The sequence below is a fragment of the Flintibacter porci genome (assembly GCF_041925195.1).
Classification (GTDB): domain Bacteria; phylum Bacillota; class Clostridia; order Oscillospirales; family Oscillospiraceae; genus Lawsonibacter; species Lawsonibacter porci.
In genome coordinates this window covers 73,111-86,435 of the sequence record NZ_JBHEVB010000004.1, presented here as the reverse complement: position 1 = coordinate 86,435, position 13,325 = coordinate 73,111, and the positions used below count along the sequence as shown (strand labels likewise).

Below are 13,325 nucleotides of genomic sequence, written 5' to 3'. Positions count from 1 at the left end.
CTCCATTTTTCTTATTTTGCAACCACAATGCGGATGCGTCCGCCGTTGCTTTCTGCCTTGTCGTACCAACCGGTGAGGCTCAGTCCCTTCTCCTGGACCCGCTGGGCGGAGGAGAGGTAGTAGGAGCCGTTGCGGTATTCGTAGACCACCACGTTGTCTGCCATGGTGTAGGAGCGGTTGCTGGCGATGAGCTGATTTCCGCTGATGCTGGTGGCAGTCACCTTGGTGAGGTTGTAGATCTTGTCGGGGTTGGTAAGGTCGCCCTTGATCATCACGCCGCCGGTGCTGACGGGGAAGCCGGTGGTGATGTTGGGCAGGGTGTAGGTGGTGCCGCCCACATCATACACATAGGTATAATAGTTGATCAGGCCGCCGGAGGGGAGTACATCCATCCGGGTCAGCAGGCCGTAGCTGTAGTTATCGCCGGTAACATCGTTCAGAATCAGACGGTCGATCTCACCGCTGCCGTTCATGGTGTAGTAGCTGACCATATCCTGGGTGAGATTGATGCCGGCCAGGCGGCTGGCAAAGACCCGGGTTCCAGAGTTCTCGTATACGTCCAGAATTTCCACGCTGTCAGCCAGAGGGGTGGAGCCGATTTTGCTGCCATCGCTGCTGACCTTGCCGGAGAGCTTTGCAGCCTGCAGACGCTTGAGGGAGACGGTGCCGTCTGCGGCAATGTTTACTCCTACCAGATCGCCTACCTCGTAGGTGTGGGTGGTGCACTCGTAGTTGTAAGAGTTGCCGTCAGTAGCCAAAAGGGTAATGGTATCGGAGGTGTAGGAGGAGTGATAGCCGTCGGAGTAAGACTCCCGGGTGACCTTGGTGACCACACCGCAGCGCTCTGAGGTGGTGGCAATGGGGTCGGTGACAGCGGCTACCTTGCCCTGACGGCCGAGGAGCAGAGAGACTGTGTCACCCAGGTCATAGGTACCCAGATCGGACAGAGCATAGACGGCAGCCGCGCTGTCCAGCTCATAGGAGTGTCCGCCGATGGTCACTGCAGTGGGAGCAGCGGTATTGGGGGTGATGGCCTGAATGGTGCCCACCACCTTGTCCGAGTAGACCCACAGGGTGCGCATGGACTGGCACCAGTAGACCACATCGTACTCCTGTACCTTGCTCAGGGAAGAGGCTTCGCCGTCCCGGGTCACGGTAACGCCCGAGAGGGAGAAGGGAATGGAGGACTGCCAGTTGCCGGTGGCTACCAGGGGACCGTCCATCACGCCGTTGATCAGAGCAACCAGATCCACCTCACCGGCGGCATTGAGGGAGTGTCCCAGAGAATTGATGTATGGGGTGCCGGATTTGGTGTTGGTGGAGAGCATGTTGTAGAAGAGATACATGGCGTCGTAGCGGGTGAGCACGTCGCTGCTGTTCTGGGCTTTGAGACCCCGGTCCAGCTTCAGGCTGTGGTAGAGAGCCATCTGCGGGGTGGGGTAGGCGCCGGAAAAGTCCTCGTTGCTGTATCCCAGCAGCTGCAGGACAATGGTCACGCCCTCGGCCAGGGTGATCTGATTGGAGGGGCGGAAGGTGCCGTCCGAGTATCCGGTAATAAGCCCGGCAGCCACACCGGCCTCTACAAAGCCAGCCGCCCAATGGGTATAGGGTACGTCAGGGTAGGGGGATGTGGAAGCCTCTCCCACCTGGTCTCCGTTGGGGGAGGCCTTGACCGCCATAGTGATAAACTCGGCCCGGGTGACGGTGCGGTCCAGCTGCATGTTGCCCTGACTGTCGCCCACCATAATACCCAGGGCGTTGACCACCTGGGTCACCTCCTGCTGGGCAGGGACCGTGGCGGAGCGGGCGCCGGCCGGCAGTACCAGCATCCCCACAAGCAGGGCAGCGGCAGTGCCGGCGGCGAGAATGGATTTTAATTTCATAAGAGGTCTACCTCCTTGTTATTCATAGCGCAGCGCGTCGATGGGGTTGAGCTTGGCGGCCTTGTTGGCGGGCAGGTAGCCAAACAGGATGCCCACGCCCACCGATACGCCAAAGGCCACGGCAATGGCACCCAGAGAGACCACGGCGGTAAACTCTGTGGAGCCAGAGCTCATCATACCATCGATGAGGGTGCCCGCTAGCTTAGCCAGTACGATGCCAAGCACGATGCCGATCAGGCCGCCGATGGCAGAGGTGGTGCCAGCCTCGATGATGAACTGTCCGCGGATGTCCCGGCGCTTGGCGCCCAGGGATTTGCGGATGCCGATTTCCCGGGTGCGCTCCGAGACGGATACCAGCATGATGTTCATGATACCGATGCCGCCTACCAGCAGGGAGATGCCTGCAATGGCCACCAGTACCACCATCATGGTGTCCATCATGGTATTCATCATATCCAGCATCTCAGCCGAGGTGACCACCATGTAGTTGCCGTCCTCGCCATACACTTTATCCAAAAAGGTTTCGATGATGCCGCGGGAGGCGGTGGCGGTGTCCTTGCTGGTGCCGCTGAACATGTAGTTGTCCATGCTGAAGGACATGCCGCCTGCTCCGGCGCCGGCAGTGTCACTGCTCAAGGCGCTGTTAAGCTGCTGGGCGTTGGTGTAGGGAATGATGATCACATCATCCGCAGAGCTCTTGCGGGACTCCGCGCTCTCGGACAGGATGCCTACAATGGTGTAGTTATAGCCGCTCAGGCCGATGGTCTTGCCCAGCGCATTGCCGTTATAGTACTCCTTGCTGATGTAGGAGCCTATCACGCATACCTTCTGAGAGCGGAGTACGTCCACATACTGAAGGAAGCGTCCCTGCTCCACCGTGAGCGCCCGAATTTCGTCATAGTCCTCGCTGACACCTACCACGCTGTAGGGGGTGAAGGTGTCGCCCGGGGTACGGGCAGAGGCGGAAGAGACCGTGATATAGGGGCTGACGGCGGTGAGGTATTTGGGGTTTTTCTCCACCAGGTCATACATGTCGTCCGTGTCTACCTCACGGGAGGAGCCGCTGGACTGAACGGTGACCTGAATGAGGTTGGCGCCCAGCTCGTCAAAGGAGTCGCTCATCAGCTTCTGCATGCCGTCACCCAGAGAGATGATGATAATGACTGCGGCCACGCCAATGATGATGCCCAGCATGGTGAGCAGAGCACGCATCTTGCTGGTGGCCAGAGACTTCAGGGCCAGGAAGAAGGATTGCTTCACACCCATCAGGCGTTCACCTCCTCGTCCAGATCCTCGTCCTCATCCTCGTCCAGTTTGGGCTGGACCACAGCCTGAGGATCGCTGGAGTCGCCGTCGTAGATGATTTTTCCATCCTGAAGGCGGATAATGCGTTTGGCCCGCACGGCGATGGAGTTGTCGTGGGTAATGAGTACCACGGTGTCGCCCTCCCGGTTGAGCTTTTTCAGGAAGGAGAGGACCTCACGGCTGGTGTGGGAGTCCAGTGCGCCGGTGGGCTCGTCGGCCAGGATGACCGAAGGGTTGCCTGCCAAAGCCCGGGCAATGGATACACGCTGCTGCTGGCCGCCGGAGAGCTGGTTGGGACGGTTTTTGTATTTCGATGCCAATCCAACCCGGTCCAGCGCGCTGAGGGCCCGTTCCCGCCGCTCCCGTTCCGGAACTCCGGCATACAGAAGGGGAAGTTCTACATTTTCCAGCACGTTGAGCTTGGGAATCAGATTGTACTGCTGGAAGATAAAGCCCAGCATCTTGTTGCGGATCACCGCCTGCTGGTCGTCGTCCATGGTGGATACATCCACGCCGCCCAGGAAGTAATGTCCGCTGGTGGGCACGTCCAGACAGCCAATGATGTTCATGGCAGTGGATTTACCGGAGCCGGACTGGCCTACGATGGCCACAAACTCGCCCTTGTCGATGGAGAAGCTTACCCCATCCAAAGCGCGCACCTGGGTATCGCCCATGGGATAGATCTTATAGACCTGCTGAAATTCGATCAGGTGTCCCATGGCTTACATCCCCATCATAGCGGCAAAGGGATTGGAGACCTCGTTGACCCACACAACGATTTCTCCCTCGCTGAGACCGCTGGTAATCTCGATGTTGTCGTTATCATTGCGGCCCAGCGTGACCTCGCGGGTCTCCAGCTTGGAGGGATCGACCACGTTGCCGTTTTCATCCAGAGCGCCCTCCTGGGCCACCTGGACGGTGGGCTTATCGCTGCCCCGGTTCACAGCGTCCACCGGCACGCACAAAACCGTGCCGGCCCGCTCCACAATGATGTCGGCGGAGACGTTCATTCCCGGCTTGAGGTCCTGAGGATCGTTGATGACCACCGTAACGGGATAGTTGGTCTGGCCGCTGACGGTGGTGCCGTTGATGTTGACGGTGTCCACCACACCGGAGAAGGTGACGCCTTCCACCGCATCGGCGGTAATGGTGACCTCCTGGCCGACCTGGACCTTGTTGATATCCTTCTCGTCGATCTTCATTTCAAAGGTCAGGGTAGACATATCATAGAGAACGGCCAGGGTGCCGCCGGCGGCGGTGAGGCTGTTGTTGTCAATGGTGTCACCGGCCTTGAAGTTCTTTTCGATCACGGTGCCGGAGATGGGGGCGGTGATGGTGTAGTTGTCCAGCGCATCCTGGGCGTTCTGCAGAGAGAGCTGCGCATTCTGCAGGGAGATGGAGGCGTTCTCCAGAGAGGTTTGTGCGGAGGAGCCGCCCAGCGTGGCCAGCACCTGACCGGCGGACACCCGGCTGCCCGCGGAGACGTTCAGGCTGACCACCTCGCCGCTGCCGGTAGCGACGACAGTCTGGGTGAGATTGGCCTCAAAGGTGCCGCTGCCGGCGCAGGCGATGCTGCCCACCTTGGCGGTGGCTGTGGTAGAGGTGGTGAGAGCGCCGGGGTTCTGTACCCGGATTTTTACCTGGCGTACCAGAGCGCCGCCGTTGCCCACCAGATCAGCGTTGGCCACCGATTCCACCGTGCCGGTGAGTGTCTCCAGCGTACCGGCCAGCGTGACCTGAGAGGAGGAGCCCACGGCGATGCGCTGAGCATCGGCAGACTGGAAGGGGACGGTAAGGGTCATGGTAGAGGTATCCGAGATATCCGCGATGGGGGAGCCGGCAGATACCAGATCGCCCTTCTTCACGTGCAGCTTCTGCACAACTCCGGCGCCGGAGGCCTTGGGGTTGAGACCGTCTACGATGGAGTCGTAGTTGAGCTGGGCCTGCTGCACCGACAGCTGGGCCTGCTGCAGAGCGGTCTCGGCACTGCCGGGATCGATGCGGTAGAGGACGTCGCCCTTTTCCACCTGGTCGCCCACCTCAAAGGGGGCCTCCAGAACCTCGCCGGTGACCATGCCGCTGACGTTGTAGGAGTCGATGGGCTGGATGGTGCCGGTGCTGGAGACAGATACGGTCATCTCCTGCATCTGGGCAGTGCTGGTCAGGTAGGTGCCCGCCAGCAGTTCTTTTCCCGCACCCAGCATGGGCCGGATGACGAAGAAGAACAGGGCGGCCAGCACCAGGAGCACAGCGATGACCACTTTAGGCCAGCGGCGCTTTTTCTTGGGGGCTTTCCAGGTCGGGGTGCTGTCCTGCTCGGGAGCATCCGCGATGACGGGGACCTCGGGAGCGGTTTGCAGTTGTTCTTTTGTTTCCATTGCAGTGAACTCCTTGCTGTATGTTAAATTGAAGGGGTGACGGGTCAGGTAGCCTCATGGCGGGCCAGCATTCCCCGGCGGAGAATGTCCAGCTGGGCGCAGAAGCGGGTCCATACAGGCTGAGGGTCTGTATGGGACAGTGCGGCGCACAGTGCCGGCGCGGTCACGCTGATGAGAATATGGAACATGTCCTCCAGGTCCTTCTCTTGGCGGATGGACAGCCGGGAGGCATCGATGTGGTCAGACAGGGCGGCAAACAGTGAGTGGGTGCCTGCCGAGCGCAGCAGTGCTCCCTGCTGGACACCGGCATTGCGGTGCAGGATAGCCTGAAACTGCTGAGCAGCCAAATCCTCTCTCCGCTCTACCAGGGCTTGGAACAGGGACTCAAAGGCGGCAAAGAGATCGCCCTGTTCCCGGTCCAGCAGCTGGACCATCAGCTGGGTCAGATCGTCCAGATAGCACTGAAGCAAATAGCGGAACAGGTCCGCTTTGTCTGTGAAGTACATATAAAAGCTGCCCCGGGAGATCTCGGCCTGATGGACGATGCGGTTGATAGAGGCCTCATCAAAGGGGACCCGGGAGAACTCATCCCGGGCACATTGAAGGAGCTTTTCCCGCTTGGCCTGGGGCAGATGGAAAAATGTTGTGCTGGGCACGGTGTACATACCCCCAAAAAACACAAATATGACAAGTTGTCATATAGTATAATCGCCTGTGTTTTCCCGGTCAAGAGGCAACGGAGCAATTCATAGTTTGTTCATACTTCCAAGCTGTCGTGCTCCGTCTCAGTGTAGCGTAGGCAGGTGAGAAATTTCAAAAAATTTCCTTAAAATTTCATAAAATCTTAGCTCAGCATATACCCTCCACCAGGGGGAAGGTCAAGGGAAAAAAGAAGACGGCGCGGAATTTTCCGCGCCGTCTGGGGATCGCATTTGGTTAAGGCTGTTCCATGGCCCAGCGGATGGCATGAGCCACGCCCTCGTGGGCGTTATCGGGGGCAACATGGCGGGCAGCCGCTTTCACAGCCTCGCAGCCGTTGCCCATGGCGATGGGGGTTCCTACCGCCTGGAGCATAGCCAGGTCGTTTTCACTGTCGCCTACCGCGGCGCACTGGTCCAGAGGAATCCCCCACAGCAGAGCCAGCAGGGCCAGGGTGCGGCCTTTGTTGACTCCGGCGGGTACCAATTCAAAGTCGTGATCGTTGGAGGAGGTGAGTTCTACGCCCTGGAGCTGTGAGAGCTCCTCCAGGGGGTAGGCCGGCCGATTCCAGTCTCCGTGGATCTTGGTCAGCGGAAGGTCGTGCTCCTCCAGATAGGCGATGGGATCCTCGGATACCACCGCCGCGTTATGAAAGACCGGATAGGGGAAGGTCTTGGAGAGGGACTGCTGAGAGAAGGGGTCCAGTACGATCTGCTCCCCGGCAAAGATCATCAGTTCAATGTCCCGATTCAGACAAAGCTCCAGGGCCTTTCGGCTGACGTCCGCCGGAATATCCCAGCGCCGCAGGTGGGCGCCGGTTGCATTATCCGACAGCACGGCGCCTCCCAGGCAGACAGACAAATTGTCACACCCGGCCTGGGCGGAAAAGTCGGCAGCTTCTTGTACGGAGCGTCCGGTGGACAGCACCACCTTGATACCCGCTTGGCGGGCCTGAGCAATCGCGGCTTTTGTCTCGTCGGTGATCTGGCCTGCCGGGTCCAGCAGGGTTCCGTCCAGGTCCAGGGCGATGAGTCGGATCATGATAAGGTCCTCCTTAATATGGTGTGTATCTCAGCCCAGTCCAAGCAGCACACCGATGGTGTGCACCAGCAGGGAGGCCACATAGGCCACGCCAAGCTGCCAGGCGATGGAGAAGAGGGTCCACTTGGTGCTCTGCATCTCCCGGGCCAGGGTGGACACCGCGGCTACACAGGGGACATAGAGCAGGATGAATACCAGCATAGAGAAGGCAGCCAGGGGGGTAAAGCCGGTCATAGCCGCGGCCACCTGGGCGCTGGTAGCGGTCAGGGCAAAGCCGTAGAACATAGACAGGGAGGAGACCACCATCTCTTTGGCGATAAGGCCGGTGAGCAGGGCCACTGCCGCCTGCCAGAAACCAAAGCCCATGGGAGCAAAGATGGGGGCGATCCACCCGCCGATCACGCCCAGCATGGAGGCGGAGGCGTCATCCACCATGTGCAGGGAGAAGTCGAAGGACTGCAGCAGCCACAAAATCATGCTCATCAGCAGGATGAGGGTACCCGCCTTGATGAGGAAGCCCTTTACCTTCTGCCACACATGGGTGGCGATGTTTTCCATAGAGGGCAGGCGGTAGGGGGGCAGCTCCAGTACGAAGGGAGCGGGTTCTCCGGCAAAGAGGGTGTGCTTGAAGAAGATGCCGGAAAGAATGCCTACCAACATGCCGATGACATACAGGCCAAAGACCACCAGACCTGCCCAGGGGCCGAAGAACGCTCCGGCGATCATGCCGTATACCGGCAGCTTGGCGGAACAGGACATGAAGGGGATGAGTAGGATGGTCATGCGCCGGTCCTTCTCATTTTCCATGGTCCGCGCGCCCATAATGGCGGGCACTGAGCAGCCAAACCCCATCAGCATGGGGATAAAGGCCTTGCCGCTCAGACCAAACCGCCGCAGCAGCCGGTCCATGATAAAGGCGGCCCGGGACATGTAGCCCGAGTCCTCCAGAAAGCTCAGGAAGAAGAACAGCAGGGCGATCTGGGGCAGGAAGGAGAGCACTCCGCCTACGCCGGCGATGATGCCGTCACACACCAGGCTGATGAGCACGGGGGAGACATTTCCGGCGGTCATAGTGTCCCGCAAAAAGCCGGAGAACAGATCAATGAGGGCGCTCACTCCGTCCTGAAGCCAGGAACCGAAGGGGCCGAAAGTGATGACAAACATCACCAGCATAGCGCACAGGAAGAGGGGAAGGGCGGTGTATTTTCCGGTGACGATGCGGTCGATGCGCTGACTGAGGGTGGGCTGGCCGCTGGCCTGGCCTCTGACCACAGAAGCTTTGACCACCCGTTCGATGTACTGGTAGCGGCTGTCGGCGATGAGAGTCTCCCGGTCGCCCAGATCGCTGGAGGCCTCATATTCGGCGATGATCTGGTCCAGCTTTTTCTGGGTATCCTGAGGCAGATTCAGGGCCTTAGAGACAATCTCGTCGCCCTCCAGCAGCTTGATGGATGCCCAGTGGGCGGGGAGATTGGCGGCATAGGCCGCGTCGTGGATGAGTTCGCCCATCCGGTGGTGGATGTCGTGGGTGAATTCATCATAGAGGTCGTCCGGCTCAAAGGTGTAGCCCAGGTGCATCTGCCGGTGGGCCACCTCCAGCAGCTCGTCCAGACCTTCACCGGTGCGGGCGGTGATGGGGACTACCGGCACACCCAGTTCTCGGGACAGGCGCTCGATGTCGATTTTGTCGCCGTGGGCGTGGACCTCATCCATAAAGTTCAAAGCCAGCACCATGGGGCGCTCCAGCTCCAGCAGCTGTACGGTGAGGTAGAGGTTTCGCTCCAAGTTGGTGGCGTCTACAATGTCGATGATGGCGTCAGGGCCTTCGCCGATGATAAAGTCCCGGGCCACGATTTCCTCCATGGAGTAGGGAGACAGGGAGTAGATGCCGGGCAGGTCCACCACGGTCAGTTCCCGGTCGCCCAGATGGGCGATGCCCTCTTTTTTCTCCACGGTCACTCCGGGCCAGTTGCCCACGTACTGGTTGGAACCGGTGAGGGCATTAAACAAGGTGGTCTTGCCGCAGTTGGGGTTGCCCGCCAGAGCCACTTTCATGGGGCGGTTGTCGTGGGCGTTGTGGTCGTAGTCCCGGCCGTGATGTTCCAGCTCGTGGACGTGATCCCGCAGCTGACGGCGGATGGCCTCCGGGTCCTGGCTGCGGTTTGAAGGCTTGGGGGGCGTCATGCGCCGGGGCGCGCCCATCTGAATTTGGGCCGCGTCGTCCTTGCGCAAAGACAGCTCATAACCACGCAAAGATACCTCCAGCGGGTCACCCAGGGGGGCGATCTTGGTTACCTTCACCATCGTACCGGGGGTCAGGCCCATATCCACCAGCCGCCGCTTCACAGCGCCCGACTGGTTGCCCACCGACAGGATCATACCGCTCTCACCGGGGGAGAGCTCCTGAAGGGTGCGTGGGGCGTTTTTCTTATCTTCCATATTCTCGGTCCTCTCTGCTTGCAACAAAAACATAATTGTTTCGACCATATATTTTACCCAAGGAAAGGGCACTTTTCAAGGGAAGCGGGGCATTTTCTGGCCAATCAGCGGAATAGAAAGAGAGAAAATTGTGCTCAGTTACCCACTGGAAACTAGAAGAGGAATGTGGTATAATCACTCCTAACCCGCAATTTTGCCCGCATGTCAGGATGGGCTGAGAGGAGGCGCAGGCCGTGATCTTGATCTTATGTGTCGACGACCGGGGCGGACTGATGTTCAACCGCCGCCGCCAGAGCCAGGATCGCTTGGTGCGCCAGGATATGCTTCATCTGTGCGGAGCGCAGCTCTTGGCTGTCAGCCCCTATACAGCCCGGCAGTTTGCTCCGAAGGACGGGGTGAAGGTGGTGGAGCAGCCTGGAGAGGAAGATATCTTCTTCCTGGAGGACCTGTCCCCCCAGCCCTTTCTAGAGCAGGCGGACAAACTCATTTTGTACCACTGGAACCGGGCGTATCCCGGAGATGTCCGCATCCAGCTGCCTCCCGAGGGGTGGAAGCTGGCTGAGCGCACGGAATTTCCCGGCTATTCCCATGAGAAGATCACAAGAGAGGTCTATACCCGATGAAACGTCTGAATACAGCCCTGCTTTCCCTTCTTTTGCTGATGAGCGTGCTGCTCTCCGCCTGCGGAGCCCTGCCACAAAGCGGCGGCAGCAGTGCCACGCTGGACAGCATCCCGGCCTATTCCGGCCAAGCCTATGTAGAGCTCAATGGCAACCAGCCCACCTTCACCGAAGATGAGTTGGTCACCGAAAGCTTTGAAACTTACAGTCCCCTGGACAGCCTGGGCCGCTGCGGCGTGGCCTACGCCAATGTGGGGCTGGACACTATGCCCACCGAGGAGCGGGGCAGCATCGGCCAGGTGAAGCCCTCCGGCTGGCAGACGGTGAAATACGACTGCGTGGATGGCAAGTATCTCTATAACCGCTGTCACCTCATTGGCTATCAGCTCACCGCCGAGAATGCCAATAAGGAGAACCTCATTACCGGCACCCGGTACTTAAATGTGGAGGGCATGCTTCCCTTTGAAAATCTGGTGGCTGACTACGTAAAAGAGACGGAAAACCACGTTCTCTACCGGGTTACCCCCATCTTTGAGGGGGACAATCTGGTGGCTAGCGGCGTGCAGATGGAGGCCATGTCTGTGGAGGACAAGGGCGAGGGTGTGTGCTTCAATGTCTACTGCTATAACGTCCAGCCCGGCGTGGCCATTGACTACGCCACCGGCGACAGCTGGCTGGAAGGGGATGCGCCCGCTAGTAGCGGAAGCGACAGCAGTACGGCGCCGGAGGAGACCTCCGGCGGTGATGCTTCCACGGCAGAGCAGGAGCAGGAGTATGTTTTGAACATCAACTCCAAGAAGTTCCACCTGCCTGATTGCTCCGGAGTCACCAGCATGAGCCCGGAGAACCGCCAGGACTACACCGGCACCCGTCAGTCTCTCATTGACCAGGGATATTCCCCCTGCGGCACCTGCAAACCCTGACCCGCTTTCTTGAAAGAAAGCTTGGCAAAGAACTTCCGGCGAAGCTCCGCTTCGCCCCTTGCCCGCCCTAAGCATGTTTGGGGTAGGCGAGATTGGTGACACGCCGGAAACCTTTCAGGAAACAGAAAAAACGCGAAGTCTGAATAGCCAGACTTCGCGTTTTTTTATCGTTCAAAGGTTCGGTAGAGCAGGGCGTTGCAGATGGCCGCTGCCACCGTAGAGCCGCCCTTACGGCCCATGGCCACAATGGCGGGCACTTCCAGTTTTCGGCACAGCTCCAGCATGGCCTCCTTGCTCTCCACCACATTTACAAAACCAACCGGGACCGCAATCACCAGGGAGGGACGGAGCTTGCCCGCCTCCATCAGCTCGCACATGCGCAGCAGCGCTGTGGGGGCGTTGCCTACGGCGAAGATGGCGTTGGGGTGCTCCTGAGCCCAGCGGTCTACCGCTGCCACCGCCCGGGTGGTGCCGTGCTCTTTGGCGGCTTGAGCCACCTCTGGATCAGCCATATAGCAGAACCGTTCCACCCCAAACTGGATGCAGGCCTTCTGATTGATACCGGAGCGGGCCATGTTCGTGTCGGTAACGATGGGCGTACCGGAGCGCAGGGCGGCTGCGCCTGCCGACGCTGCTCCGGGAGTGAATATCAGGTTTTTTGCGTAGTCAAAGTCGGCGGTGGTGTGGATGGCACGCCGTACCACGTCGGCGCAGTCGGGGTCCAGGGTGATGCCCATCTCGTCCAGCTCCTGCTGGATGATGCGCATGCTCTCTCCTTCGATGCCTCCGGGGGTATGAAAGGTCAAATTCAAACCAGGGCCTCCTTTCGCCCAGTGATGATCCAAACCGGGTTTTGTCCCATCATCAGATGAAGTTCACCCGCTGCGCGGCTTCGTGCCACGGTGACCTGGCTGATCTGGGGCTCCATCCCAAGCTGGGTCATGGCAGCTACCGCCGTGCCCAGGGTTTCCACCGCAATGGCGGTGATGCAGAACCGGGCAGCAGGATTTTTCCGCAGAGCCGCTTCCAGAATCGCGGGCAGCTCGCCGCCGCTGCCGCCAATAAAGACCGCATCCGGGGCGGGCAGCTGGGCCAGAACCTCCGGGGCGCGCCCATGTGTCAGCTCCAGATTGTAGACACCGAGCTTTTCCCGGTTGGCCCGGATGAGAGAACAGGCCTCGCCCCCGCACTCTACAGCGCACACGGTGCTGTGGGGAGCCAACAGGGCCAACTCCACCGATACCGAACCGGTGCCTGCCCCCACATCCCAGTAGGTCTCGCCGTCCCGCACCGCCAGCTTTCCGATGGCGGCGGCCCGGATCTCCTGCTTGGTCATGGGGACGTCGCCCCGCAGGAAAACCTCGTCGGGTAAGCCCTGGGAGCCGGCCGGACGGCAGCTGGTGTATCCCTCCACAAGCAGAACGGTGAGGGGAGCAAAGGCGTGTCCCGCCAGACGGGAGACAGAGTCAGAAAGAATTTGCTCCTGGGGGTAGGAGAGAGACTGTCCCACCGTGGCAGTCAGGTGGCCCAGCCCCGCCTGAGTGAGGCGTTCACACAGGGAGCCGGCTCCTTCCGCACCGCTGGTGAGGAAAAATACCGGCTTGCCGTGAGCGGCAAGAATTTCCCCCACCGGGTCGCAGTTAAGGCCGTGAGCAGACACCACCGACCACTCCTGCCAGGAGCGGCCCAGCCGGGCGGCAAAATATTGCAGACTGGAGATGCCCGGCAGCACCTGGAAGGGAATGTGCTCTGCCTCCAAAAGAGGAACCAGCGTGCGGGCGCCGGAGTAAAATCCGGTGTCCCCGCTGTACAGCACGCAGGGGTTCTGCCAGGATTGCTTCTTCAAAATTTCCACAATCTCCGCCGATTTGGTGGAAAACTTTCGGGGTACCGACTGGGGCAGGGGACATTCCTCCAACAGCCGCCGGGAGCCGATCAGCCCGTCCGCCTGCTTCAAGGCGGCGGCCGCACCCGCCGTCAAGGTGGAGGGATTCCCAAGTCCAACGCCCACCAGCGTCACTTCCATCCAAGCTCGCT

The 13,325-nt window shown here is 59.9% G+C and carries 11 protein-coding genes; 2 read left to right on the top strand and 9 right to left on the bottom strand.

Features of this window, described 5'->3' with window-relative positions; genetic code table 11:
• Positions 1 to 11 precede the first annotated feature (11 nt).
• The 7 genes from ACEVJL_RS05435 to feoB all read right to left on the bottom strand — a co-directional run bounded on the left by ACEVJL_RS05435 (position 12) and on the right by feoB (position 9,745).
• Entirely contained in the window at positions 12 to 1,883 is a 1,872-nt protein-coding gene (locus ACEVJL_RS05435) for an S-layer homology domain-containing protein (RefSeq protein WP_374737129.1), read from the bottom strand.
• An 18-nt stretch (positions 1,884 to 1,901) separates the two neighbouring features.
• The gene (locus ACEVJL_RS05430) at positions 1,902 to 3,149 is read right to left on the bottom strand and encodes an ABC transporter permease (RefSeq protein ID WP_151075362.1); all 1,248 of its coding nucleotides are present in this window, start codon (positions 3,147 to 3,149) and stop codon (positions 1,902 to 1,904) included.
• Entirely contained in the window at positions 3,149 to 3,907 is a 759-nt protein-coding gene (locus tag ACEVJL_RS05425) for an ABC transporter ATP-binding protein (protein ID WP_040648649.1), read from the bottom strand. The genes ACEVJL_RS05430 and ACEVJL_RS05425 overlap by 1 nt, the downstream gene beginning before the upstream one ends.
• A 3-nt stretch (positions 3,908 to 3,910) precedes the next feature.
• Positions 3,911 to 5,566 (bottom strand): efflux RND transporter periplasmic adaptor subunit, encoded by a 1,656-nt coding sequence (locus ACEVJL_RS05420; protein WP_374737128.1) that lies wholly within the window; start codon positions 5,564 to 5,566, stop codon positions 3,911 to 3,913.
• Positions 5,567 to 5,610: 44 nt separating this feature from the next.
• On the bottom strand, positions 5,611 to 6,222 hold the full coding sequence (locus tag ACEVJL_RS05415) for a TetR/AcrR family transcriptional regulator (protein ID WP_191905405.1): 612 nt from the start codon (positions 6,220 to 6,222) through the stop codon (positions 5,611 to 5,613).
• A gap of 280 nt (positions 6,223 to 6,502) precedes the next feature.
• On the bottom strand, positions 6,503 to 7,306 hold the full coding sequence (locus tag ACEVJL_RS05410; RefSeq protein WP_325208101.1) for a Cof-type HAD-IIB family hydrolase: 804 nt from the start codon (positions 7,304 to 7,306) through the stop codon (positions 6,503 to 6,505).
• A 30-nt stretch (positions 7,307 to 7,336) separates the two neighbouring features.
• Positions 7,337 to 9,745, bottom strand: a complete 2,409-nt coding sequence (gene feoB, locus ACEVJL_RS05405; RefSeq protein WP_235397427.1) for a ferrous iron transport protein B — start codon at positions 9,743 to 9,745, stop codon at positions 7,337 to 7,339.
• A gap of 233 nt (positions 9,746 to 9,978) precedes the next feature.
• On the opposite strand from feoB, the gene ACEVJL_RS05400 reads away from it, so the two are divergent.
• Entirely contained in the window at positions 9,979 to 10,368 is a 390-nt protein-coding gene (locus tag ACEVJL_RS05400) for a ribonuclease Z (protein ID WP_374737127.1), read from the top strand.
• Positions 10,365 to 11,288: a DNA/RNA non-specific endonuclease gene (locus ACEVJL_RS05395; protein WP_374737126.1), complete on the top strand. Its 924-nt coding sequence runs from the start codon at positions 10,365 to 10,367 to the stop codon at positions 11,286 to 11,288. Before ACEVJL_RS05400 ends, ACEVJL_RS05395 begins: the two co-directional genes overlap by 4 nt.
• Before the next feature lie 164 nt (positions 11,289 to 11,452).
• Here the strand turns inward: ACEVJL_RS05395 and ACEVJL_RS05390 are convergent, their stop codons facing one another.
• Positions 11,453 to 12,100: a precorrin-8X methylmutase gene (locus ACEVJL_RS05390; protein ID WP_374737125.1), complete on the bottom strand. Its 648-nt coding sequence runs from the start codon at positions 12,098 to 12,100 to the stop codon at positions 11,453 to 11,455.
• The gene (gene cbiE, locus ACEVJL_RS05385; protein WP_302668075.1) at positions 12,097 to 13,314 is read right to left on the bottom strand and encodes a precorrin-6y C5,15-methyltransferase (decarboxylating) subunit CbiE; all 1,218 of its coding nucleotides are present in this window, start codon (positions 13,312 to 13,314) and stop codon (positions 12,097 to 12,099) included. The genes ACEVJL_RS05390 and cbiE overlap by 4 nt, the downstream gene beginning before the upstream one ends.
• Positions 13,315 to 13,325: the final 11 nt, after the last annotated feature.

Coding starts and splice junctions, on each gene's coding strand:
- ACEVJL_RS05410 (WP_325208101.1), bottom strand. CDS start 7,306: ATGATCCGACTCATCGCCCTGGACCTGGACGGAACCCTGCTGGACCCG.
- ACEVJL_RS05395 (WP_374737126.1), top strand. CDS start 10,365: ATGAAACGTCTGAATACAGCCCTGCTTTCCCTTCTTTTGCTGATGAGC.
- cbiE (WP_302668075.1), bottom strand. CDS start 13,314: ATGGAAGTGACGCTGGTGGGCGTTGGACTTGGGAATCCCTCCACCTTG.
- feoB (WP_235397427.1), bottom strand. CDS start 9,745: ATGGAAGATAAGAAAAACGCCCCACGCACCCTTCAGGAGCTCTCCCCC.
- ACEVJL_RS05425 (WP_040648649.1), bottom strand. CDS start 3,907: ATGGGACACCTGATCGAATTTCAGCAGGTCTATAAGATCTATCCCATG.
- ACEVJL_RS05420 (WP_374737128.1), bottom strand. CDS start 5,566: ATGGAAACAAAAGAACAACTGCAAACCGCTCCCGAGGTCCCCGTCATC.
- ACEVJL_RS05430 (WP_151075362.1), bottom strand. CDS start 3,149: ATGGGTGTGAAGCAATCCTTCTTCCTGGCCCTGAAGTCTCTGGCCACC.
- ACEVJL_RS05435 (WP_374737129.1), bottom strand. CDS start 1,883: ATGAAATTAAAATCCATTCTCGCCGCCGGCACTGCCGCTGCCCTGCTT.